Origin of the sequence: Methylobacterium sp. J-078 (genome assembly GCF_022829285.1) — a bacterium.
In the GTDB taxonomy this organism is placed as follows: Bacteria; Pseudomonadota; Alphaproteobacteria; order Rhizobiales; family Beijerinckiaceae; genus Methylobacterium.
In genome coordinates this window covers 46,800-71,073 of record NZ_JAKSYI010000069.1, presented here as the reverse complement: position 1 = coordinate 71,073, position 24,274 = coordinate 46,800, and the positions used below count along the sequence as shown (strand labels likewise).

Sequence of the window (24,274 nt, the reverse complement as noted above, 5' to 3'; positions counted from 1 at the left end):
GACCGGGGCTTGGTTGGGCAATACGTGCCCGGCCGACCCAGGAGAGTGTCCCGTGACCACGCCTCGCCCGTTCCGTCCCCGCGCCGGGGGCGCAGTGACCTCACTGTTCCTCGGCGCTCTGGCCATCTCCGCCGTATCCGGTCTCGTCGTCGCGCCCCTCGTGACGCCGGCCGCAGCGCAGAGCGTGGCAAACCCGAACGACCAGCCGACCCCCGCCACGATCCCGGGCCGGACCGGTGCCGCCGCAGACCGGCCGACCGGACAGGTCGCGCCACCGAAGGCAATCTCCTCCAGCACCACCATCGTGGCCTCCGACCCGAAGACGCGGACCCGTACGAACCCCCTCGATCACCTGCCGGCCAGCGACCGGGCAGCGACGGGCGGTACGCGCCGCGACTGAGCACGGCACGTCGGACCGACGGATGTCGCGTCGGCATGTGTCGAGAGCATAATCACAGGGAAGGAATCGGTCATGGGTCTCCTCGATCAGGTCATCGGCGGCGTTCTCGGTCAGGTGCTCGGAGGCGGGCGCGAGCCCGAGCGAGGCGGCCAGGGCGGTGGTGGTCAAGGCGGCGGTGGTCAAGGCGGCGGTGGGCTCGGTGGCGGACTCGGCGGGGCGATGTCGCCCATCGTTCAGGCGCTCCTGATGCTGCTGATGTCGAAGGGGGCCGGCGGCCTGGGTGATCTCCTGGGCGGCGGGCGTCACCAGGAGGGGCCCCCGCCGCGCCGTCACGACGACGGCGACATGGGCGGGTTCGGCCAGGATCCAGGGGAGCGTCCCGGATCGGGATGGGACCGTGGCGAGGCCGATTCAGGTCCTCGGTCCCGCGAGGGCGATTTCAGCGACCTGTCCGGTATGCTGGACGGGCCCGGCGATCGGAGCACGGGGCGTGAGCGCGATCCCGGCGCGGGTCCCTACGCCCATCTGGATCACGAGCCGAGCGACGGCCGCGGCGGTCTCGATGGGCTCATCGATCGGTTTCAGCGCGGCGGCCTCGGCGATGTGATGGAATCGTGGATCGGCCATGGTGAGAACCGGCCCGTCGAACCCAACCGTCTCGCCGATGCCCTCGGACCCGAAACCGTCGGCGCCCTGGAACAGCGTACCGGCCTCAATCGCGACGATCTCCTGGCCCAGCTCTCTCAAGCCCTGCCGCAGGTCATCAATGCCCTGACTCCGCAGGGCCGTCGACCGACCGGGGAAGATCAGCGCGGCTGGTGACGAGGCGCGGGCGATTCGGAGGCCGCATCGGAGTCGCCCGAGGCCAGCGAGCCGAAGCGCATGCTGGCCTCGTAGTAGCGGAACGTGTTTCGCCCGGTCCGCTTGGCCTCCAGCAGGGCCATGTCGGCGTTACGACACAGCGTGTCGGGGTCGAGGCCATCACGGGGCGCCATCGCCACCCCGATGCTGACCCCTACCACGATGGGCTCGTTCGCGATCGTGATCGGTTCGGCGATTGTGTCGATGATGCGGCGTGTGAGGTTGCGGATGCTGCTGGTGACCAGGGGACCGGTCTGGATGATCATGAACTCGTCGCCACCGATGCGCCCGACCGTGTCTTCCGCCCGTAGCAGCGCGCGCAGGCGCTGCCCCACGATGCGCAGCACGACGTCGCCGACCTGGTGACCCAGACTGTCGTTCACCGCCTTGAAGCGGTCGAGATCGAGGCAGAGCACCGCGAAACCGCTGATGCCGCGCCGGGACGCCGCGATCTCCTGGACCAGCCGCTCGCGGAACAGGACGCGGTTGGCCAGGTCGGTCAGGGCATCGTGGCGGGCCATGTGGGCGATCTGGTGCTCGGCCTCCTTACGCTCGGTGATGTCGCGGATCGCCGCCACGTAGCCCGTGGCCGCGTGACCCTCGGGATCGAAGGTGACTTTGAAGATCGCTTCGACCCAGATCCAGCCCCCGTCTCGGCGCCGGTAGCGCTGGCAGGCGACGCTCCGTGTGATGCGCCCTTCGCAGAGATCAGCCAGGAGTTTTCCGTAAGCCTCGGCTTCGTCCGGATGAACCTGATCGAGGGACTTCGTTCCAACCAACTCCTCTGGAGCGTAGCCGAGTAGGACGCCGGCCGCCGGGGAGACGTAGCGCCGAACCGTGTCGAGCGTCGCCCAGATCACCATGTCGGCGCTGCTCTCGGCGACGAGCCGATGATGGGTCTCGCGCTCGCGCAGGCCGAGGTTGGCACGCTCCAGGGCGAGTTGGGCGCTCAGCACGGAGGCGAGGTCGATCAGGCGAGCGCGATCCGCTTCGCTGAAGTGGCGCGGCACGACGTCCATGACCGAGAGAATGCCGACCCGGAGGCCGCCTTCCGCCAGGAGCGGTGCACCGGCATAGAACCGGATCGAGGACGCCCCCGCGTCCGGCACCGGGTCGCGGAAGCGGGTATCGCCGGCCGCATCCGCGACGATCAGGACATCGTTCGACAGCATCGCGCGGTCACGGAACAGGTCGGTGCCATAGAACTCGTCCGATTGAAGGGCGGCCCCCTCCTCCAGCCAGAGACGATTCGCGTCGATCAGCGAGACGCGGCTGACGGGCATCGTGAACAGAGCCATCGCCGTTCGGCAGATGGCGCCGAAGCGCGGTTCTGAATGCCTCGTGACAGCACCTGGATCCCGAACGTCCTCCGGGCAGTCCGCTGCCTTGCTTACGGTGGGAGACATGCGCGCCCGGGGTGGGGTGTCGAGGTCCGGTGAACCAAATCTATTCTGATCATTCGCATTGCGAATCGGAACCAAGACTTAACATCGAGGTCCCGACACTCGGATCGATTGCTCAAGCGCGGCTTTTTTTCGCGGTCCGGCTCGGCGCGGTGCGCACCTGACAGGTGGCGCAGAAGAAGGTCGAGCGGCCGGACTGAACGATCCGCTCGATCGTCCCCGTGCATCCCCGCGCTCCGCAGGCATGGCCGACCCGGTCGTAGACCCGGAACGCGTGCTGGAATGCGCCCGCGCCGCCATCCGTGTGGGCATAGTCCCGCAGGGTCGATCCGCCCGCCGCCACCGCCTCCCGCAGAACGTCGCCGATGACCCGCGTCAGGCGTTTGGCCTGCGGCGTCGGTCCTCCGTCTGCCCGAGCGAGGCTGCCGGCGGGGGCTTCGGGATGCAGCCCCGCCCGGTGCAGGGCCTCGCAGACGTAGATGTTGCCCAGACCTGCGATCAGGCGCTGGTCGAGGAGGGCCGCCTTCAGGGGGGTGATGCGACCCCGGAACAGGCGGGCGACCGCCTCGGGCGTGAGGGATTCGCTCAAGGGCTCGATGCCCATGCCGGCGAAGTGCCGGCAGGCGCCGAGGGACTCGGTGGGCACGAGGTCCATGAAGCCGAAGCGGCGCACGTCGTTGTAGGTCACCGTCGAGCCGTTCGACATCGCCAGCACCACGTGGTCGTGCTTGGCGTTGCCCAGCGCCCCGTCGAGATAGAAATCGCCCGGCGAGAGGTTGCGGCCGTCGGGCAGCGCCACGTCGAAGCGGCCGCTCATGCCGAGATGCATGATCAACGATTCGCCCGACTCGAGGCCTGCGACGAGGTACTTCGCCCGGCGCGCCAGATCCGTCACCGTGCGGCCCTCGAGGCGCTCCGTGAAGCGGTCCGGAAAGGGGAAGCGGAGATTGGGCCGCCGCAGGAGGACGCGGGCAAAGCGCGCGCCGACCAGGGCGGGCGCGAGGCCGAGGCGGACGGTTTCGACTTCGGGGAGTTCAGGCATGACCGGACGGGGCGCGCATGGACGACGGGGACTCGGCTGCGGCATCGCGGGGCGACGCGATCCGCCGATGACGACGGATGGCAGATGGCGATCTCGACCGCCTTTCGCTATGAGCGTCCGCGAGAGGATGGTCCATGACTCCGGTAGACACGAGTTCGGTGAAGCAGACGGCCGATCGATCCGCGGACGCGGCGAGCACGCATTTCGGATTCGAGAGCGTGGCCCTCGACGAGAAGCAGGGACGCGTCGACGACGTGTTCCGGTCCGTGGCCAAGCGCTACGATCTCATGAACGACCTGATGTCGGGGGGCCTGCACCGCGCCTGGAAATCGCACCTCATCTCGATGCTGCGGCCGCCGCGCAACCGGCCCTTCCGCCATCTCGACGTGGCCGGCGGCACCGCCGACATCGCGTTCCGCGCCCTGGAAGCCGGCGGCCCGGCGACCCACACCACGGTCCTGGACATCAACGAGGCGATGCTGCGGGTCGGCGCCGAGCGGGCAGGCGACCGCTTCCGCGGGCGCATCGACTTCGTCACGGCGAATGCAGAGGCGCTGCCGCTTCCGGCGGAGCGGTTCGACGCCTACACCATCGCCTTCGGCATCCGGAACGTGCCGCGGATCGACAAGGCGCTCGCCGAGGCGCACCGGGTTCTGAAGCCCGGCGGACGGTTCCTCTGCCTCGAATTCTCGAAGGTCGACCTGCCGGTGCTCGACCGGATCTACGACGCCTACTCGTTCCACGTGATCCCGCGCCTCGGCGCCCGGGTGGCCGGAGACACGGATTCCTACCGCTACCTCGTGGAGTCGATCCGCAAGTTTCCCTCCCCCGGGCGCTTTGCCGGAATGATCGAGGCTGCGGGATTCCACCATGTCAGCCACCGGCCGCTGACAGGGGGCATCGTGGCGATCCATTCGGGCTGGAAGGTCTCGTGACGGCGGTTTCGGTGACGGCAGCTCGCGCGACGCCGTGGACCGCCTGATGCTCGGCAGCTTCGTCCATCTGTTTCGCGGTGCCCATGTCGGCTACGTGCTCGCCCGCGAGGGCGCGCTGGCGCTGGTGGATACCACCGAACTGCCCCCGCACCTGCGCTTCGTCCTGCGTCTCGGCCGGATGCTGGAACGCCCCGGTCTCGGCGCAGGGGCCGGCCCGCTCCAACAGGCCCTGACGCGGCTGGGGCCGAGCTACGTCAAGTTCGGCCAGTTCCTCGCGACGCGCCCCGACATCGTCGGCATGCACGCGGCCCGCGACCTCGAGACACTGCAGGACCGGGTCCCGCCCTTTCCCCAGGCGACCGCGATCCGCGTCGTCGAGGCGGCCCTGGGCAAGCCCGTCGCGCAACTCTTCGTCTCATTCAGCCCTCCCATCGCGGCGGCCTCGATCGCGCAGGTGCACAAGGCCCATGTCCACGACGCGGACGGGACCGAGCGGGTGCTGGCGATCAAGATCATGCGCCCGGGCGTGCGCGAGCGCTTCCAGCGCGACCTCCAGGTCATGCGCTTCATGGCCCGCGTGGTGCACGCCCTCTCGCCGAAGGCCGAGCGCCTGCGCCCCCGCGAGGTGGTGGAGATCCTCGCCCGGTCCGTGATGATGGAGATGGACTTCCGGCTCGAGGCGGCCGCGATGTCCGAGCTCGCCCAGAACACGAAGGACGACGCCGATTTCCGCGTGCCGAAGCCCGACTGGGAATTGACGGGCCGCGACGTGCTCGCCAGCGAGTGGATCGAGGGCATCCGCCTCAATGACCGTGCCGCCATCGTGGCGGCCGGGCACGATCCCCGGGCCCTCGGCCGGGCGGTGATCCAGTCCTTCCTGCGCCACGCCATCCGGGACGGCTTCTTCCACGCCGACATGCATCCCGGGAACCTGTTCGTCGATCCGACCGGCACCCTGGTGGCTGTGGATTTCGGAATCATGGGCCGCCTCGGGCACCCGGAGCGCCGTTTCCTCGCCGAGATCCTGCTCGGCTTCATCCTGCGCGACTACAAGCGGGTGGCGCAGGTGCATTTCGAGGCCGGCTACGTCCCGGCCCACCACTCGGTGGATGATTTCGCGCAAGCGATTCGGGCGATCGGCGAGCCGATCCACCAGCGCAAGGCCGACGAGATCTCGATGGCCAGGGTCCTCACCCTGCTGTTCGACATCACCGCCCTGTTCGACATGAGCACCCGCACCGAACTGGTGATGCTTCAGAAGACCATGGTGGTCGTCGAAGGCGTCGCCCGCTCCCTCGATCCGCAGCTCGACATGTGGACTGGGGCCGAGCCGGTTGTGCGCTCCTGGATCGCCCGCAATCTCGGCCCCGTGGGGCGCGTCGAGAATCTCGGTCGCGCCGCCCTCACCATCACCGACGTGGTCTCGGATATTCCCGACCTCGCCCAGCGCCTGCGCCGCATCCTGGTGCGCCTCGACGAGGAGGGCTCCGGCGAGACCAATCGCCTCGACGCCTTCGCGCGGGCCGAGCGAAAGCGCGCGATCTGGTCGACACTCGCCCTCTGGGGCATCGCCATCGGTGCGCTGGTGATGGCGTTCCGCTAGCCTGCTTTGCCTCGATCCGTCAGGCTCGCCTCCCGAGGGGTTCGACCATGACCCGCCCGCTTCAGAACCGCCGCATCCTCCTCGTCATCGGCGGGGGCATCGCCGCGTACAAGGCGCTGGACCTGATCCGGCGCCTGCGCGAGCGCGGGGCGCAGGTGCGTCCGCTCCTGACCAAGGGCGCGCAGGAATTCGTGACGCCCCTGGCGGCGGCGGCCCTGGCCGGCGAGCGCGCCCATACGGATCTCTTCGACCGAGCCGAGGAGGCCGATATCGGGCACATCAAGCTCGCGCGCGACGCCGACGCCATCGTGGTGGCGCCGGCCACCGCGAGCCTGATGGCCCGCATGGCGACCGGCGAGGCCTCCGATCTCGCCGCCACGGTGCTGCTGGCCACCACCCTGCCGATCCTGATCGCACCCGCCATGAACGTGCGGATGTGGCAGCACCCGGCGACGCAGCGCAACCTCGCCACCCTGCGCGGCGACGGCGTCCGGGTCGTCGGCCCCAACGAAGGCGCCATGGCCGAGGCGGAGTTCGGGCCGGGCCGCCTCGCGGAGCCGTCCGAGATCGCCGATGCGGTGGAGGCGATGCTGGCCGAGACCCGGCCGGCCTCGGGCTTCGGCTTTCTCGCGGGCCGCGCTCCTGCGGCAGGTCCGGATGGCGGTTCGTTGGCCGGCCGGCGCGTGCTCGTCACTTCCGGGCCGACGCACGAGCCGATCGATCCGGTGCGCTACCTGGCCAACCGCTCCTCCGGGCGCCAGGGACACGCCATCGCGGCCGCCGCCGCGGAGGCCGGCGCCGTCGTGACCCTGATCTCCGGCCCGGTGGCGATCCCCGACCCGCCGGGGGTGCAGGTCGTTGCGGTGGAGTCCGCCCGCGAGATGCTGGCGGCGGTCGAGGCCGCGCTTCCCGCCGATCTCGCCATCTTCGCCGCCGCCGTCGGAGACTGGCGCCCCGCCGAGACCCGTGACTCCAAGATCAAGAAGGACGGCACCAAGCCGGCCCCCCTCGCCCTGGTCGAGAATCCCGACATCCTCGCCACCATCGCGAGGCGTTCCACCGGGCGGCCAAGCCTCGTCGTCGGCTTCGCGGCCGAGACCGATGCGGTCCTCGACAACGCGCGCGCCAAGATCGCCCGCAAGGGCTGCGACCTCATCGTCGCCAACGACGTCTCGCCCGCTGGCGGTGTCATGGGCGGCAGTGCCAACACCGTCCATCTCGTCGGTCGCGACGGCACGGTGGAGACGTGGCCGACCCTCGACAAGGACGAGGTCGGTCGCCGACTGATCCGGCACTTCGCCGGTCTGCTCGTCCCTTGAGCGACATCCTCTGGAAATGCCCGCGGAGCCGATCGCAGGCTCGCGCGTTAAGGCTTGACTAACGCCCTCCGCCGCATCATCTCGGCGTCGTTCGCGTGTGCAGCAATCTCGGCTGTCCGCGCGGCTCCACAGGAACTCCCGACCCTAATGCCCAGCGACAGTAGTCGATGGACCGCGCCGCCGATGGCCCTCCGCGAGACCCGCGCCTGATCGCCTGATCGGGCTCGCCCGCGACCGGCCTCCGATGGCCCGGTCGAACGAGGTGAGCCGATGACCTTCTCGAATGCCCTTCCACGCCTGCGCGTTGCCGTAGCGCCCGTGCGAACCTTGAGCTTCCGTCGCCCGGACGGCTCGAAGCTCCTGCGCGTTAAGGCGCGCCGCCCCAGGGCGAAGCGCGCGGCCTCGGGCGACGCCAACGTCGCCCTGATCATGGCCGTGATGATGAGCCTGGTCTTCGGTCCGGTGATCGGCGTGCACCTGATCGCCGCTTTCACCCCCGTAGCGACCGCGCCCGAGATCCTCGCGCGCGGCACCGGAGCCGTGCTGCCGCCGAGCTAAGTCCGGCCGGCGCGTCATCCGAATTCTCGAACCCGAGAAGGGCCGGCCTATCCCTGTGGGATAGTGGCCTCGGGCGCCGCGCGGGTCCGTCGACGGCGTCCGCTTCGACGGGGCGGACGCCCTGTCGGATCGCCCGCGTCACGATCCTCTCACCTGACGACGGCCCGACCCCGATCCATGACGGGGCCGGGCCGCGGCCCCTCACCACTGATAGCGCAGGCCGGCGGTGACGCCGTGGGAGGTGCCGGTGCGGGTGGCGATCGCGGCTTGGTAGTCGAGCCGCCAGCCGAGTTGCTCGGTGAAGCTGCCCTGGAGGCCCGCGCCCGCCGTCACGAAGTCGCCGCGCAGGAACGGAACGACCACCGAGGCGCCCGCCATCGCATTCTCCACGCTGGCGAGCCGGACCTGCGTCGTGCTCTCCTGCGGCCCGGTGGCGAGATTGTAGGCGACGCGCACGGACGGGATGAGGCCGCCCCAGCCGTAATAGGCCAGTTCGGCGCCGAACCGCGCCGTGGTCTGCGTCACGTCGAGGCCCTGATAGGCGATGTTGTTTCCGGCCGCGCCGGTCTCGGTGAAGCCGTCGACCCGTCCCGCGAGGTGCGTGAGCCCGGCGAACGGCGTCACCCGGACACGGTCGAGGTTGAACGGGACGCCGAGTTCGCCATCCACCGCGAATGCGCTGCCCGAGGTCTTGCCGGCGCCCGTCAGGCCGTAGGCGGCGGGACGCCGGATGCCGTCGAAGGTGACGACGGGCGCGCCGCCGACGATGCCCTGCGCGTAGAAGTTCGGTCCGTAGTAGCCCGCATAGGCGGAAACCGTGAAGCCGGTCTGGTCCTGCCGGAAGCCGCCGGGACGGCTGAGGCTGCCGCCTCCGCCGCCGACGGCGATGCCGGCGCGCCAGGGGCCCGTGAAGGGCAGGTCGATGCCGGCGCTGCCCTGGGCCACGGTGCGGTCGATCTCGAGGCCGCCGCTGCGCGGCTGGTCGGCGAAGACGAAGTCGCCGCCGATCCAGGCGCCGCCGCCCCCGCTCCACGGGCCGCCGAGGCCGGTGCCGCGCCGCAGGGCCGACAGGTGGTCCTGAACGCCGCGGGTCGCCGAGGCGGCGAACCCGAGCGTGCCCGCGCCGAGCCCCTGCAGGGTCGCCGGCGCGGTCAGCTTCATCACGGCGAGGGAATACGGATCGACGTAGGTCGGCAGGGTCAGGCGATAGGCCAGCAGGATGTTGTCGTTGTTGATGCCCGCGTCGTAGGTCTGTCCGTTGATGACGCCCTGTCGGGTGAGGAAGTCGTTGTCGTTGCCGACCAGCAGGAAGTAGTCGTTCGGCGTCTTGTCGTTCAGCACCGGCACGAGGCCCATTGCTTCGATCTTCTCCGGCAGCGTCGTCTGCGTTGCCGGATTGGTGTTCAGGTTCATGCCGAAACGGCCGAGCTGAACCGGGTTAAGAAGATTGACGACCTCGGTGGTCTGCACGGGCGTGATGCCGGCCCGCAACGTGCCGCCCGGCGCCACCGGCGTGACGCCGTCGTAGGTCGACCCGGCGATGTTGGTGGCGCGGGCCGTGTCGACGAGCAGCACGCTCTTGTAGACGATCGGGAGGGTGGTCCCAGTACCCAGGCCGTTCGAGTCGCGCGAGAGGACGAGGAACTGGGTGTCGTTGAGCGCCAGCATCTCGCTCTGCGCGGCGGTCCGGGCGACGGCGGTGCCGTTGCCGGCCTGCTGATAGGTCGGCAGCTGCAGCACGTATTCGCGGCTCGGCGCGCCCGGTGTCGGAGTGCCGGAGACGTCGTAGTACAGGATGCGCGTGTTGCTGCGCTGCTGCTGGCCCGCCCCGGAATCCTGGACCGTCGCGCTCTGCAGGATGGCGACGAGGCCGCGTCCGTCCGGCGTCAGCGCGACGGCTTCCAGGCCCTGATTGTTCCGGCGGCCCGAATCGGTCGGCGGATTGATCGAGTTGAAGTCCGGCTGCCCGTTCGTGCGCGGCTGCAGCGCCGCCGGGATGCCGAGCACCCCCTGCAACTGGCCGGCGGCGTTGAAGTAATAGACGTTCGCGCCGTACTCGTCGCTGACGTAGAACGAGCCGTCGAGCTTGCGCACGAGGCCCTCGGCGTCGAGGCTGATCCGCCCGGCGCTCGGGCCCGTCCGCGCCGAGGGCAGCACGGCTCCGAGCTGCGTGGTGGTGCCGTTGCCCGGGTCGAGGCCGCTGAAGCGCTGGCCGCGTGCATCGGTGAGCACGATCCCGCCGTCCGGCGTCAGGGTGATCTGGTTCTGCGAGGCGGTGGATTGCGGCAGGTTCGCGCCGGGATTGGGCGTGAAGGTCAGGGTGAAGCGGTTGAGGCGGCCGGCATAATCCGTGAACAGGCCGCCGTCCGGATTGTTGTAGCCCCGGTCGGGCAGCGTGTAGAGCGTCCCCGAATAGCTCTCGCCGCTGCGGCGCCAGGTGGCGAGATCGATCGACAGGGACGAGAACGAGCCGAGGCTGTCGCCGAGGAAGTCCCGGGTGTTCGCGGACAGGCGGCCCACGCCCTGGAGGCCCTGGTTCACCGCGGTGGTGCCGTTGAAGGGCACCGCGACCGGGCCGTCGACGGTGGTGACGTTCGGCGTGCGGAACTCCTGCGCCTGAGCGTCCTGGACGCCGACCGCGCCGGCCAGGGCGGCGAGCGCGATGAATGATCCGGTGACCTGGGCCACCCGGTTCGAATCGTAAGACAAAGTCCGCCCCCACGGTTAAGCTTCGGGGCTCGATGGCGGAGCAACATTACGGGAATATGTCGGTCGGGGTGCGCCTCCGCCGCGCGGCGACGGCCTCGGCCAGCAGGCACAGGATCTCGAAGGCCAGCGTCGCCCCGGCGAGCGCGGTGACGCCGGACGGATCGAGGGGCGGCGCCACCTCGACCACGTCGGCGCCGATCAGGTCGATCCCCCGCAGGCCCCGGACGATCTGAAGTGCCTCGCGGGCGGTGAAGCCGCCCATCTCCGGGGTGCCGGTTCCGGGTGCGTAGGCGGGATCGAGGGCGTCGATGTCGAAGCTGAGATAGGTGCGTCCGTCGCCGACCACGGCACGCGCCTCCGCCAGCACCTCGGGCAACCCGTGCCCCAGCACCGCTTCCATCGGGATCACGCGCACGCCCCGCCCCTTCGCCCAGTCGAGTTCGTCCGCCGAATCGATGCTGCCGCGCAGGCCGATCTGCACCATGCGGCGGGGATCGAGCACGCCGTCCTCGATCGCCCGGCGGAACGGCGTGCCGTGGGTCAGGCGCGTACCGTCGTACTGTCCGTCGTCGGTGTCGCTGTGGGCGTCGATATGGATGAGCCCGACCGGCTCCCCGCGCCCGAGCGCGCGCAGCACCGGGTAGGTCACGAAGTGGTCGCCGCCGACGGAGAGCGGCACGATGCCGGCCTCGGCGAGCGGCCGGTAGAACGCCTCGATGATCCGCGCCGTCGCGGCGGTATCGATCGGGTTCACGGGCACGTCGCCGAGATCGGCGCAGGCGGCCAGATCGTAGGGCGCGACACCCGTGGCGGCATTGATCGCCCGCGTCCCGGTGGAGGCCTCGCGCACCCCGCGCGGACCGAGGCGGGCGCCGGGCCGGTTGGTGGTGGCGCCGTCGAAGGGAATGCCCACGAGGCCGATGTCGATTCGCCCGGGCGCCTGCGCGGGGTCGACGAGCGGTAGACGCATGAAGCTCGCGAGCCCGGAGAACCGCGGCGTCTCCATCCCCGAGAGGGGGCGATATCGCGCGATCCGCTCCTGATCCGCCTCGCTCGGCATGAGGTGTCCTCGTGTCTCGGGGTGACGACCACCGACGGGCTGGCCCATCGTGGGTCGGACGACGGCACGATGACGTTCCGTTGACGGATCGGCAACGCGTGTCTATAGAACGGACATCGCCGACGGGCGCGCTCACCGCGATCGTCGGCTTCGCCATTGCCCGAACAACCTGCACGCGATCCACCGACACTTCAGCCTGCGGGCTCGTCGCGATCGCCTCAAACGTGACGAGGATGCCCCATGGCCAACACCGTGTCGGCCAAGAAAATGACCCGCAAGATTGCGAAGCGCACCGCGGTCAACCGCTCGCGTCGCAGCCGTATGCGCACCTTCGTCCGCAAGGTCGAGGAAGCCATCGCCACCGGTGATCAGTCCAACGCGCTGACCGCCCTCCGCGCCGCCGAGCCCGAGATCATGCGGGCCGCCCAGCACGGCATCGTGCACAAGAACAACGCGTCCCGGAAGGTCTCGCGCCTCGCCGCGCGGGTGAAGGCGCTCGCCGCCTGATCCATCCCTCCAGGATGTTCTAACGAAGCCCGGCAGCGATGCCGGGCTTTTTTTGTTTTCCGGATACGTCCGTCCGTTCTCGCCCCGAGGCGCTGCGCCCGATGCGGCGCGGGGCGCCGGGCGCGAACGTTCGCCGGAATCCGCCTGATACGGTTTCCGGCTGAATCGTTCGGGTTCTGGCGCGGGTCCCCTCTCCTGGAAGGAGAGGGACAGGGTGAGGTGTGTGACCTCTCTGGAAATGGACCACACCTCACCCCAACCCTCTCCTTTCAGGAGAGGGAGCGCGTCGCGCACAGGCTGAACGAAGCAATCAACCAGAAACCGTATGAGAGTGCTTCGGGCTCTTTACGCCCCGCCGAAGGTGCGAGCCGCCTTCCGAGATCAATCGTTAACGCTACCGACAATCTGTTTGGTTGCGGCGCGTCCGGCGCGCCTGTAGCTTAACGATGTCTGACGATGAACCGACAAATCCAAGACGTCTTCGAGTCGAGGCCGAATCGTTCACAGGTCGGTCGCCCGCACTCGACTCAGGCCATGAAAGCCACGCTGGAATTGTCGCTTTTTGTGCTGTCCCCGTTAGTCCCGTTGTTAGGAGAACCGTAGCTTATTGTTGATAGGCTCGTTTCATCGATAAAAGCCTTTCCAGGGCCATTGACTCTGGGCTGGCAATCTGGGTCTCGCGAGTGCTTCGCGAGGCGCAACTTCAGTCAAGTGTGCGTACGTTCCGGTGGCGGCCCTCCGCTCTCGGCACGAGGAGAGCGATGATGCATGTCGACGGTAGCGTGTCCGGCAACGCCGAGACGGGCATGAGCGGCGTGAGTGGCCCCGATACGGTGGCTGCCTGGGCTCGGGTGAAGCGGCGCCTGCGGGCGGAACTGGGTGAGGACGTGTTCGCGAGCTGGTTCGCCCGGCTCGAATTGGTGGAGGTCGTGGACGGGACGGCGCGTCTCACGGTTCCGACCCGATTCCTGAAGAGCTGGATCGAGTCGCACTACCTCGACCGCGTGCTCACGACCTTCCGCAGCGAGGTCGAGTCCGTGTCCCGCCTCGACGTGTCGGTGCGCGGTCCCTCCGCCGCCGGCACGGCCCGGCCGGCGCCCGGCCCCGCCAAGACCGGGAGCAGCGCGGCGAGCCCGCTGGCCCGGCTCCAGGCCGTCGGCAGCGTCATGCCGTCCCACGCCGAATCCCACGCCGCGTCCCCGGGTGAGCCCATCGCCGGTGCTCGCTCCGAGGCGAGCGGCGACCTCAACGGCGCGCCCCTCGACAACCGTCTGACCTTCGCGAGCTTCGTGGTCGGGCGCTCCAACGCCCTGGCGCACGCCGCCGCCGAGCGCGTCGCCCGGCACGACGGCGAGGGCGCGCTCTACAACCCGCTTTATTTCCATGCCGGCGTCGGCCTGGGCAAGACCCACCTCCTCCACGGCATCGGCCATGCCGCCCGCGAAGCCGGGCGCCGGGTGATCTACCTTACTGCCGACCGCTTCATGTACGGCTTCGTCAATGCCCTGAAGACGCAGAACGCCCTGGCCTTCAAGGAACGCCTGCGGGCCATCGACCTGCTCATCCTCGACGACGTGCAGTTCATCCAGGGCAAGTCGATCCAGGCCGAGTTCGGCCACACCATCAACGCCCTGATCGATGCCGGCCGCCAAGTCGTCGTCGCCTCGGACCGTCCGCCCACCGAGCTCGAAGCCCTGGAGGAGCGTGTGCGCTCACGCCTCGCCGGTGGCCTCGTGGTCGAGATCGGCAGCCTCGACGAACAGTTGCGCGCCTCCATCCTGTCGGCGCGTCTGGCCGCCGTGCAGGTCTCGCACCCGAACTTCGAGGTCTCGCCCACAGTCGCCACCTACGTGGCCCGGGCGATCACCGCCAACGGGCGCGACCTCGAAGGCGCCGTGAACCGGCTGCTGGCGCACGCCACCCTCACGGGCGCCGCCGTGACGATGGAAACCGCCGAGACCGCAATCCGCGACCTCGTGAAGAACCGCGAGCCCAAGCGCATCAAGATCGAGGACATCCAGAAGCTTGTGGCCTCGCGCTACAACGTCTCGCGCTCCGATATCCTCTCCGAGCGGCGCACCGCCGCCGTGGTCAAGCCGCGCCAGATTGCGATGTACCTGTCCAAGGTGCTCACCCTGCGCTCGCTGCCCGAGATCGGGCGCCGCTTCGGCGGGCGCGACCACACCACGGTGCTGCACGCGGTGCGCAAGATCGACAAGCTGATTGGCGAGGACAACGTGCTCAACGACGAGGTCGAGCTTCTGAAGCGCATGCTCCAGGATTGAGGCTCCAGGGGCGTCGCGGTGGCCCGCGACGCCCCGAATCATCTGCGGGATAGCCGGCCTCTCGCACTTGCGTTCGCCCGGTGGCTTCGCCAAGTTCAGCGGCCACGGTGCCAGGGCGCACGCGAGGGGTTGAGCGCGACGCCGCGCTCGTTCCGGCCGCGCCGACGAGAGACCACGAGTTCAGACCATGAGAGTCACTGTCGAGCGTGCGGCCCTCCTTCGGTCGCTCGGCCACGTGCACCGGGTGGTGGAGCGCCGCAACACGATCCCGATCCTGTCCAACGTGCTGCTGCGCGCCGGCGCCGACGGCCTGGAGCTGCGCGCCACCGACCTCGACATCGAGGTGACCGAGACGATCCCCGCCGACGTCGTGGACGCAGGCGCCATCACGGTGCCCGCGCACGTGATCTACGACATCGTGCGCAAGCTGCCGGACGGTGCGCAGGTCTCCCTGGAGACCAGCGGCGAGACCGGCCAGATGACGATCCGCTCCGGGCGCTCGCGCTTCTCCCTGGGCGCGCTGCCCGAGGGCGACTTCCCCGATCTTGCCGCCGGCGAACTGCCGACCCGCTTCGTCATCGCGGCCTCCGACCTCAAGCGCCTGATCGAGAAGACGCAGTTCGCGATCTCGACGGAGGAGACGCGCTACTACCTCAACGGGATCTACCTGCACACGATCGAGTCCGAGGGCGCCCTGCGCATGCGGGCCGTGGCGACGGACGGGCACCGCCTCGCCCGGGTGGAGATCGACGCCCCCGAGGGCAGCCGCGAGATGCCGGGCATCATCGTGCCCCGCAAGGCGGTGGCCGAGATCATCAAGCTTGTGGACGACGGGGGCGAGAGCGTCGAGATCGACCTCTCGCCGGCCAAGATCCGCTTCAAGTTCGCCAGCGGCGTGGTGCTGATCTCGAAGCTGATCGACGGTACCTTCCCCGACTACCAGCGCGTGATCCCATCGGGCAACGACAAGCGGCTCACCGTCGAGCGCGATGTCTTCGCCAAGGCCGTGGACCGCGTCTCGACCATCTCGTCGGAGCGCGGGCGCGCGGTGAAGCTCGCCGTCCAGGAGGGCCGTCTCGCCCTGTCGGTGAACAACCCGGATTCCGGCAGCGCCACCGAGGAGCTCGACGTCGACTACGACGCGCCGGCGCTCGATATCGGCTTCAACGCCCGCTACCTCCTCGACATCACGAGCCAGCTCGAGGGCGACACCGCCCTGTTCAAGCTCGCCGATCCCGGCTCGCCGACCTTGATTCAGGACCGCGAGGGCGCGCCCGCGCTCTACGTGCTCATGCCCATGCGGGTGTGACCGTCGCGCCGGGGCGTCGCGGTGCGAGACAGGCCCGGGCCGATCGGCTAAGGGCAGGCGGGTGCGCCTCACCCGACTGATCTGCCGCGATTTCCGGAATCACGCCGACCTCGACCTCGCGGTCGACCGCCGCTTCGTCGCCCTGGTGGGCGAGAACGGGGCCGGCAAGACCAACCTCCTCGAGGCGATCTCCCTGTTCTCGCCCGGGCGCGGCCTGCGCCGGGCGGATCTCGCGGCCATGCCGCGTACCGGCGGCCCCGGCGGCTTCGCGGTCTCGATGACACTGGCGGGCGATGAGGCCGAGCACCGGATCGGGACCGGCTACGAGCCGCCCGGGTTCGACGGCCGCGCGCCGCGCCTGTGCCGGATCGACGGCGCCACCGCGCCCTCCCCCGTGGCCTTCTCGGAATTCCTGCGCGTGGTCTGGCTCACCCCGGACCTCGACGGCCTGTTCCGAGGGCCGGCCGGCGACCGCCGCCGCTTCCTCGACCGGCTCGTGCTCGCGGTCGATGCGACGCACGGCGCCCGCGTCAATGCGATGGAACGGGCGCTCCGCTCGCGCAACCGCCTGCTGGACGAGCGGCCCAACGACGGCCAGTGGCTCGACGCGATCGAGCGCGAGGTCGCCGAGCTCGGCGTCGCGGTGGCGCTGGCCCGCCGTGAGACGACCGAGCGCCTGGATCGCCTCATCGCCGAGGGCCGCGACGATTCCCAGCCCTTCCCCTGGGCGGCCCTGCGCCTCGAAGGCGACCTCGACGACCTCGTCGCGGTCTGGCCGGCGCTGGAGGCGGAGGACCGTTTCCGCATGGCCCTGCGCCAGGGCCGCGCCCGCGACCGGGCGGCCGGGCGGACGCTCAGCGGCCCCCAGACCAGCGACCTCGTGGTCCGCCACGGCCCCAAGGACGTGCCCGCCGCCACCGCTTCGACCGGCGAGCAGAAGGCGCTCCTCATCGGCCTCGTCCTCGCCCATGCGCGCCTCGTCCAGGCCATGAGCGGCCTTGCGCCCGTGATCCTCCTCGACGAGGTCGCGGCCCATCTCGATCCGCGCCGGCGCGCAGGGCTGTTCGACGCCCTCGAAGCCCTGCAGGGACAGGTCTGGATGACGGGGGCCGACCCGGCCCTGTTCGGCGACCTCGAAGGACGGGCCGATATGGTCAGGGTCGTCGAGGGGCGGATCGCGCAGACCTGAACGACTGCCGCGTCGACCATGTTACGCTGCTTGCGACAGATCGTGCGGGCGGCCGCGAAGATCGCCCGCGCCGATGTCGCGGGCCGTTCGCCGGCATTGAGGCACCCGAACAGGGCGCCGTCTGCCTCCTTCCCCGCGAGGATCGCGACTTCGGCCAGAGCCGCCACCGTCTTGGCGAGGCGATTGACCTCCTCGCTTCGGATGCCCAGAGGCATTATGCGGATTCCCGCTACCGACTCTTCGCTTGTGTAGACGCGTCGCGCGTATTGCCTGCACACCGGGGCCGCCAGTCGCCCGCCCGCTCGCCATCAGGCCAGGATGCCCATGACCAGCCGCCTCGACGAGGCCCGCGCCGCGTTGAAGACCACCTTTGGCTACGACGATTTTCGGCCTGGCCAGGACGAGGTGATCGGCGCCGTCCTAGACGGCACGGACGTCTTCGCCGTGATGCCCACGGGCTCCGGCAAGTCGATGACCTACCAGTTGCCGGCGCTGGTGGAATCCTCGCTGACGGTCGTGGTCTCGCCGTTGATCGCCCTGATGCACGATCAGGTGCAGCAGATGCTCGGCTTCGGTGTCGCCGCCGCGACCCTGAACTCGTCGGTGGCCGAGGCGACGGCCCGGGAGACCTGGCGGCAGATCCGCTCCGGCGACCTGCGCCTGCTCTTCGTCTCGCCCGAGCGGCTGATGATGGAGGGCCTGATGGACGCCCTGCGCGGCGCGGGCGTGCGCCGGCTCGCCGTGGACGAGGCCCACTGCGTCTCGCAATGGGGGCACGATTTCCGGCCCGAGTACCGGGACCTCGCCCGGGCCCGCGAGGCGCTCGGCAACGTCCAGACAGTCGCGCTCACCGCCACCGCCGACAAGGCGACCCGGGCCGACATCACCGAGCGGCTGTTTCCGGCCGGCCGCGAACTGAAGGCCTTCGTCCATTCCTTCGACCGGCCGAACATCCGCCTGACCTTCGCGCCGAAGGACAACCCGACCCGCCAGATCGAGCGCTTCCTGCGCCCGCGCCGCTCCGAAAGCGGGATCATCTACTGCTCGTCCCGCAAGCGCACCGAACAACTCGCCGAGATGCTGGCCAAGGACGGCTTCAATGCCCTGCCCTATCACGCCGGCCTCGACCAGGGCACGCGCATGAGGAATCAGGACACCTTCCTGCAGGAGGACGGCGTGGTGATGACCGCCACCGTCGCCTTCGGCATGGGCATCAACAAGCCCGACGTGCGCTTCGTCTGCCACGCCGACATGCCCTCCAACGTCGAGGGCTACTACCAGGAGATCGGCCGCGCCGGCCGCGACGGCCTGCCCGCCGACACGCTGACCATCTACGGCCTCGACGACATGGCCCTGCGCCGTCGCCAGATCGACGAGAAGGACGTGCCCGACGAGCGCCGCCGCGTCGAGCGGCGCAAGCTCGAGGCGATGATCGCGCTCTGCGAGGGCGCCACCTGCCGGCGCCAGTCCCTGCTCGGCTATTTCGGGGAAGGCAGCGAGCCGTGCGGGCGCTGCGACCTCTGCCGCTCCGGCGTCTCACTCATCGACGCCACGGTGCCGGCCCAGAAGCTGCTCTCGGCCATCGTGCGCACCGGCCAGCGCTTCGGCGCGGCCTATGTCTGCGACGTGGTGCACGGCAAGGAATCCGACACGATCCGCCGCAACGGCCACACGGCGCTGAAGACCTTCGGGGTCGGTGCGGACAAGCCCATCGCCGCTTGGCGCGCGATGCTGCGCCAGCTCTTCGCCGCGGGCGCCGTGACCGAGAACGGCGACGGTTTCGGCGGCCTCTCCCTCACCGACAAGGGCGAGGCGATCCTGTTCGGCCGCGAGGCCATCCAGATGCGCCCCGACCCCGAGCCGAAGGTGGCCGAGCCCCGCGACCGGAAGCGCGGGGCGTCCCGCGATGAAGCGAGCCTCGACCTGGACCCCGCCACCGAGGCCCTGTTCCAGCACCTGCGCGGCCTGCGCGCCACCATCGCGCGTGCCGAGGGCATCGCCGCCTTCATGGTGTTCCCCGATCGGACGCTGATCGAGATGGCCCGCACCAAGCCCGTCGATCTCTACGCGCTGCGCACCGTGCACGGGGTCGGCGAGCGCAAGCGTGAGGCCTATGGCGAGCGCTTCGTTGCGGCCATCGCCGAGTTCCTGGCGGATGCGCCCGCGCTCCGGTGAGCCGAGGCCGGGATGCGCCTGATGCGCTTTCGCACTCGTCGCGCGGCGCGCCCATCGTGTAGGGACGGGCGCGGCCGCCGGCCGTGAGCCCCCGAATCGGAACGACCCGTCATCGCCCAATCTCCCCTCGCCCCGGCCCCAGAGGCGTGTCCGTCACGCAAGCGTCAGGTCTTCTACATGCCGGGCTTCGACCCGCGCGAGCCGGAGACCTATTGGGGCTTGTTTCGGCGGGAAAGCCGGATGGCCGCGGTCCGGCGCGGCTTGACCATCACGGTCTCCGATCCCGTTCGCAGGACGGACGATCTGGCCCTCGACTGGGACGTCACCCTCGACGGGCACGCGACCCGCTACACCCTGCTGCGCTGGGACGACATCGTCCGGGCCCGATTCCCGCGTTCGAACCTGCGGCGGCTCCGCGAGGTGCCCGCCCTGTGGTGGCGCCTCGTGCGCGCCGGTTACGTCGCGCCCTTCCGGCGCGAGGCCCGACGCTTCGCCCGGGTCATCTTCGGCGTCCACGTCATCTACGGGCTGCTGCTTCTCCTGAGCCTCGTCTTCGCGGCCGGCCTCATCCTCCTGCTGCCGGAGAGTCTCCGGCCGTGGTCGCTCCTGTTCATCCCGCTCCTGGCCTACCCGCTCCTGGCCCTGCTGATGCGGCTGACGCGGGGCAAGCCGTTCTACGTGGCGCATCTGGTGGACGACACGGCCTTCACCCACGATCACGCCAGCGGCGTCGAGCCCCGCATGCGCGCGCGGCTGGACGCCTTCGCGGACATCATCCGGGCGGCCGAGGCGGGCGCCTCCGAGATCGTGGTGATCGGCCATTCCTCGTCGAGCTTCCTCGGCCTCGAGGCCCTGGACCGGGTGCTCGCCCGCGACCCCGAATTCGGCACGCGCGGGACGCCGGTCTCCTTCGTCAGCATCGGCAGCGTGATCCCCTGGATCACCCTCGACCCCCTGGCCAGGGACACCCGGGATGCCCTCGCCCGGGTGGCGGCGAGCGACGCGATCGGCTGGCTCGACGTCCGGGCGAAATGGGACTGGCTCTCGGTGCATCAGCGCAACCCGCTCAGCGCCTCGAATCTGCCGGCGCCCGCAGGCCATCGCCCGGTGGAGATCCACGTCCGGATCGACGATCTCATCGAGAAGCGGATCATCGCGCGGCGCAAGTGGAATCTCTTCCGCATGCATTTCCAGCTGCTCATGTCGAGCCGCGACCCGGAAGCCTTCGACTACATCGCCTTCGTGGCGGGCCCCGATCCGATCCACGCCCTGATCGCCCGTTGGCGCGACGTGCGGGAGCAGCCGAGGGGGCGCCTGGCCGCGGATTACGCGGCGGTTTAGACCGCATGCGCCGTCCCGGCCGTGATCGACGGTTGCCAGGGCGCGGCGTTCCGCTCTAGAGCCGTCACGGCCGGACCCGGGATGCGGGCCCGGCCCGAGAGGGGTCGCATGTTCCGCAACGATGTTCCGATCACCCCCGAACTGGTCCGCCAGCACGGTCTGACGCCGGACGAGTACGATCGTTTCCGTGGCCTGATCGGGCGCGACCCGACCCTGACCGAACTCGGCATCGTCTCGGCGATGTGGAATGAGCACTGCTCCTACAAATCCTCCCGCAAGCACCTGCGCGGCCTGCCGACCTCGGCGCCGTGGGTCATTCAGGGGCCGGGCGAGAACGCGGGCGTCATCGATATCGGCGACGGCCTCGCCTGCGTCTTCAAGATGGAGAGCCACAATCACCCGAGCTTCATCGAGCCCTACCAGGGCGCGACGACCGGCGTCGGCGGCATCCTTCGCGACGTGTTCACCATGGGCGCGCGTCCGATCGCGGCACTCAATGCCCTCCGCTTCGGTTCGCCGGATCATCCCCGCACCCGCCACCTCGTCTCCGGCGTCGTCGCGGGCATCGGCGGCTACGGCAATTCCTTCGGTGTGCCGACGGTGGGCGGCGCCATGGGCTTCCACCCCCGCTACGACGGCAACATTCTCGTCAACGCCATGGCGGTGGGCCTCGCCCGCACCGACGCGATCTTCTACGCAGCCGCCACCGGCGTGGGTAATCCGATCGTCTATCTCGGCTCGAAGACCGGTCGCGACGGCATCCATGGCGCCACCATGGCGTCGGCCGAGTTCGACGACGCCTCCGAATCCAAGCGTCCCACCGTGCAGGTCGGCGACCCCTTCGCCGAGAAGCTGCTGCTGGAGGCCTGCCTCGAGCTGATGGCCTCGGGCGCCGTGATCGCGATCCAGGACATGGGGGCGGCCGGCCTCACCTGCTCGGCCGTCGAGATGGGCGCCAAGGGCGATCTCGGCGTCGAGCTTCACATCGAGAAGGTCCCGGCCCGCGAGACCGGCATGAGCGCCTACGAAATGATGCTCTCCGAGAGCCAGGAGCGCATGCTCATGGTGCTCAAGCCCGGCATGGAGGCGGAGGCCGAAGCGATCTTCGTGAAGTGGGGCCTCGATTTCGCGATCATCGGGCACACCACCGACACGCTCCGCTTCGTGGTGAAGCACGACGGCGTCGTCATGGCCGACCTGCCGATCAAGGAACTCGGCGACGAGGCGCCCCTTTACGACCGGCCTCACATCGCCAACACCCACCGGCCGGTGCTTTCCGCCGCCGACGTGCCTGAGAGCGTGGGCAGCGCCGAGGCCCTGAAGCGCCTCGTGGGCTCGCCCGACCTGTCCTCGAAGCGCTGGGTCTACGAGCAGTACGACCACTTCATCGGCGGTAACACCGTGCAGAAGCCGGGCGGCGACGCCGCCATCGTGCGGGTCGAGGACGGCCCGCGCGGCCTCGCCATGACCGCCGACGTCACGCCCCGCTACTGCGAGGCCGATCCGGTCGAGGGCGGCAAGCAGGCCGTGGCGGAGGCCTGGCGCAACATCACGGCGGTCGGCGGCAAGCCGCTGGCCATCACCGACAACCTGAACTTCGGCAACCCCGAGAAGCCCGAGGTCATGGGCCAGCTCGTCGGCTGTCTCAAGGGCATCGGCGAGGCCTGCCTCGCCCTCGACTTCCCCGTCGTCTCCGGCAACGTCTCGCTCTACAACGAGACCAACGGCGTCGGAATCCTGCCGACCCCGACCATCGGCGGCATCGGCGTACTCGACGATGTGACGCGCCACGCCACGATCGACCTGAAACGCGCCGGCGACGTGCTCGTGCTCATCGGCGAGACGGCCGGCTGGCTCGGCCAGTCGGTCTACCTCTCGGTGATTGCCGGACGCGAGGAGGGCGCCCCGCCCCCGGTCGACCTCGCCGTCGAGCGCCGCAACGGCGACTTCGTGCGCGGCCTGATCACGTCGGGTCTGGTCGATACGGTCCACGACCTCTCCGATGGGGGCCTCGCCGTGGCGCTGGCCGAGATGGCAATGGCCGGTGGCATCGGCGCTGCCTTGCCCCAGGTCCCGGAAGGCCTGGCGACCCACGCCTACCTCTTCGGCGAGGACCAGGCCCGCTACCTCCTCGCGGTCGACCCCGAGACCGCGCCGGACCTGCTCTACAGCGCCTCCGCCCAGGGCATTCCGGCGGCGGTGATCGGCGTCACCGGGAACGACCATTTGACCCTGCCGCACGGCGAGACCATATCGGTGGCCGCGCTGCGGCAGACCCACGAGGGCTGGCTGCCGGCCTACATGGCGAGCCAGCCGGCGGGCGTTCCCGCCTGAAGCCCCCATTTCCCGATCGTCAGGAGTCAACCCGATGCCGATGGATGCGCGCGAGATCGAGGCGATGATCCGCGAGGCGCTGCCCGACGCCCGGATCGAGATCAAGGATCTGGCGGGCGACGGCGACCACTACGCCGCCACGGTTCTGTCCTCGGCCTTCAAGGGCAAGACCCGGGTCGCGCAGCACCAGATGGTTTACGGCGCGCTCCAGGGGCGCATGGGGGGCGTGCTGCACGCCCTTGCGCTGACCACGGGCGTCCCGCAGGATTGAGGGCATTCCCGGCCCCCTCCCGGAGGCAGACCGATGGATCAGCCGAGCCTCTACGACGACGACATCGTGACCTGGGCCGAGCAGCAGGCCGCTGCGATCCGGGCCCTCGCGTCACGGCCCGATCTGTCGAACGTCCTCGACTGGGAGAACGTCGCCGAGGAGATCGAGAGCGTGGGGCGGTCCCAGATCAGCGCGGTGGAGCAAAAGCTCCTGCAGATGCTCATTCACGTGCTGAAGTACATGTCCGCGCCGAGCGCCCAGTCGACCCGATCCTGGCGATCCGAGGTGATCGCTTTTCATGCGGCGGCCTGCCGGGCCTACGCGCCCGGCATGCGGCAGCGGATCGACTGGTCCTGGCTGTGGAAGACGGCGCGGGTACAGGCGGAAGCCTCCCTCCGAATGTTCGACGATCGTCTCGTCGCCGGCTTACCCGATGCGATGCCGTTCACACCTGAAGAACTCGTTTCCGAGGCCTTCACGATGGATTGGGCGTTGGAGCGCCTCGCCTCGGCCTTGAACAGGCCGGCCGACCATCACTAAATCACTGTGATACCCGAAAGGATCGAAACCATGACCGACGCCAACACCGCCATCAAAGCCGAGATCGAGTCCCAGGACGTGGTCGTGTTCATGAAGGGCACCCCGCAATTTCCGATGTGCGGCTTCTCGGGCCAGGTCGTGCAGATCCTCAACTACCTCGAAGTGCCGTTCAAGGGCGTGAACGTCCTCGACGACATGGCGATCCGCGACGGCATCAAGGCATTCTCCAACTGGCCGACCATTCCGCAGATCTTCGTGAAGGGCGAGTTCGTCGGCGGTTGCGACATCACCCGCGAGATGTTCCAGTCGGGCGAGTTGCACCAGTTCCTGTCCGAGAAGGGCATCCCGGTGAAGGCGCCGACCGCCGCCTGATCTCGGGTCGCACGGCAAGGTCGAAGGGGGGGCGCGCGAGCGCCCCTTTTTCATGGCCGAA

The 24,274-nt window shown here is 69.6% G+C and carries 20 protein-coding genes; 16 read left to right on the top strand and 4 right to left on the bottom strand.

What is annotated here, in order from left to right:
- Positions 1-52 precede the first annotated feature (52 nt).
- Complete coding sequence (locus MKK58_RS11105; RefSeq protein ID WP_243912130.1) at positions 53-400, top strand: hypothetical protein; 348 nt, start codon at positions 53-55, stop codon at positions 398-400.
- A gap of 72 nt (positions 401-472) precedes the next feature.
- Complete coding sequence (locus MKK58_RS11100; protein ID WP_243912129.1) at positions 473-1,222, top strand: YidB family protein; 750 nt, start codon at positions 473-475, stop codon at positions 1,220-1,222.
- Here MKK58_RS11100 and MKK58_RS11095 read toward each other — a convergent pair.
- Positions 1,207-2,559 (bottom strand): diguanylate cyclase domain-containing protein, encoded by a 1,353-nt coding sequence (locus MKK58_RS11095; protein ID WP_243912128.1) that lies wholly within the window; start codon positions 2,557-2,559, stop codon positions 1,207-1,209. The genes MKK58_RS11100 and MKK58_RS11095 overlap by 16 nt on opposite strands.
- Before the next feature lie 220 nt (positions 2,560-2,779).
- Positions 2,780-3,706 carry a bifunctional DNA-formamidopyrimidine glycosylase/DNA-(apurinic or apyrimidinic site) lyase gene (gene mutM / locus MKK58_RS11090; protein ID WP_243912127.1) on the bottom strand — a complete coding sequence of 309 codons (927 nt, stop codon included), beginning with the start codon at positions 3,704-3,706 and terminating at the stop codon, positions 2,780-2,782.
- A 134-nt stretch (positions 3,707-3,840) separates the two neighbouring features.
- On the opposite strand from mutM, the gene ubiE reads away from it, so the two are divergent.
- From ubiE to MKK58_RS11070, 4 genes are all read left to right on the top strand, one after another.
- Complete coding sequence (gene ubiE / locus MKK58_RS11085) at positions 3,841-4,641, top strand: bifunctional demethylmenaquinone methyltransferase/2-methoxy-6-polyprenyl-1,4-benzoquinol methylase UbiE (RefSeq protein WP_243912126.1); 801 nt, start codon at positions 3,841-3,843, stop codon at positions 4,639-4,641.
- 46 nt (positions 4,642-4,687) lie between these two features.
- Positions 4,688-6,244 carry a 2-polyprenylphenol 6-hydroxylase gene (gene ubiB, locus MKK58_RS11080; RefSeq protein WP_243912125.1) on the top strand — a complete coding sequence of 519 codons (1,557 nt, stop codon included), beginning with the start codon at positions 4,688-4,690 and terminating at the stop codon, positions 6,242-6,244.
- 47 nt (positions 6,245-6,291) lie between these two features.
- Positions 6,292-7,563, top strand: a complete 1,272-nt coding sequence (gene coaBC / locus MKK58_RS11075; RefSeq protein WP_243912124.1) for a bifunctional phosphopantothenoylcysteine decarboxylase/phosphopantothenate--cysteine ligase CoaBC — start codon at positions 6,292-6,294, stop codon at positions 7,561-7,563.
- 270 nt (positions 7,564-7,833) lie between these two features.
- The gene (locus tag MKK58_RS11070) at positions 7,834-8,121 is read left to right on the top strand and encodes a hypothetical protein (RefSeq protein ID WP_243912123.1); all 288 of its coding nucleotides are present in this window, start codon (positions 7,834-7,836) and stop codon (positions 8,119-8,121) included.
- 201 nt (positions 8,122-8,322) lie between these two features.
- Here MKK58_RS11070 and MKK58_RS11065 read toward each other — a convergent pair whose 3' ends face one another.
- Both MKK58_RS11065 and speB read right to left on the bottom strand, forming a co-directional pair.
- A complete protein-coding gene (locus tag MKK58_RS11065; RefSeq protein WP_243912122.1) occupies positions 8,323-10,809 on the bottom strand; it encodes an esterase-like activity of phytase family protein in 2,487 nt (828 codons plus the stop codon).
- Between the two features lie 67 nt (positions 10,810-10,876).
- Complete coding sequence (gene speB / locus MKK58_RS11060; protein WP_243912121.1) at positions 10,877-11,890, bottom strand: agmatinase; 1,014 nt, start codon at positions 11,888-11,890, stop codon at positions 10,877-10,879.
- A 240-nt stretch (positions 11,891-12,130) separates the two neighbouring features.
- On the opposite strand from speB, the gene rpsT reads away from it, so the two are divergent.
- The 10 genes from rpsT to grxD all read left to right on the top strand — a co-directional run bounded on the left by rpsT (position 12,131) and on the right by grxD (position 24,213).
- On the top strand, positions 12,131-12,397 hold the full coding sequence (rpsT, locus tag MKK58_RS11055; protein WP_056190238.1) for a 30S ribosomal protein S20: 267 nt from the start codon (positions 12,131-12,133) through the stop codon (positions 12,395-12,397).
- 764 nt (positions 12,398-13,161) lie between these two features.
- Positions 13,162-14,682, top strand: coding sequence for a chromosomal replication initiator protein DnaA (gene dnaA / locus MKK58_RS11050; RefSeq protein WP_243912299.1), 1,521 nt, complete (start codon positions 13,162-13,164; stop codon positions 14,680-14,682).
- Between the two features lie 187 nt (positions 14,683-14,869).
- Positions 14,870-15,991, top strand: coding sequence for a DNA polymerase III subunit beta (gene dnaN, locus MKK58_RS11045; protein WP_243912120.1), 1,122 nt, complete (start codon positions 14,870-14,872; stop codon positions 15,989-15,991).
- 61 nt (positions 15,992-16,052) lie between these two features.
- Positions 16,053-17,180: a DNA replication/repair protein RecF gene (recF, locus tag MKK58_RS11040; protein ID WP_243912119.1), complete on the top strand. Its 1,128-nt coding sequence runs from the start codon at positions 16,053-16,055 to the stop codon at positions 17,178-17,180.
- Between the two features lie 324 nt (positions 17,181-17,504).
- Positions 17,505-19,355, top strand: coding sequence for a DNA helicase RecQ (gene recQ, locus MKK58_RS11035; protein WP_243912118.1), 1,851 nt, complete (start codon positions 17,505-17,507; stop codon positions 19,353-19,355).
- Positions 19,356-19,532: 177 nt separating this feature from the next.
- Positions 19,533-20,696, top strand: a complete 1,164-nt coding sequence (locus tag MKK58_RS11030; protein WP_243912117.1) for a hydrolase — start codon at positions 19,533-19,535, stop codon at positions 20,694-20,696.
- A gap of 108 nt (positions 20,697-20,804) precedes the next feature.
- Positions 20,805-23,030 (top strand): phosphoribosylformylglycinamidine synthase subunit PurL, encoded by a 2,226-nt coding sequence (purL, locus tag MKK58_RS11025; RefSeq protein ID WP_243912116.1) that lies wholly within the window; start codon positions 20,805-20,807, stop codon positions 23,028-23,030.
- A 34-nt stretch (positions 23,031-23,064) separates the two neighbouring features.
- The gene (locus MKK58_RS11020; RefSeq protein WP_055951915.1) at positions 23,065-23,301 is read left to right on the top strand and encodes a BolA family protein; all 237 of its coding nucleotides are present in this window, start codon (positions 23,065-23,067) and stop codon (positions 23,299-23,301) included.
- Between the two features lie 33 nt (positions 23,302-23,334).
- Positions 23,335-23,841, top strand: coding sequence for a DUF29 domain-containing protein (locus tag MKK58_RS11015; protein ID WP_243912115.1), 507 nt, complete (start codon positions 23,335-23,337; stop codon positions 23,839-23,841).
- A gap of 30 nt (positions 23,842-23,871) precedes the next feature.
- A complete protein-coding gene (gene grxD / locus MKK58_RS11010) occupies positions 23,872-24,213 on the top strand; it encodes a Grx4 family monothiol glutaredoxin (protein ID WP_243912114.1) in 342 nt (113 codons plus the stop codon).
- The last annotated feature ends 61 nt before the right edge of the window (positions 24,214-24,274 follow it).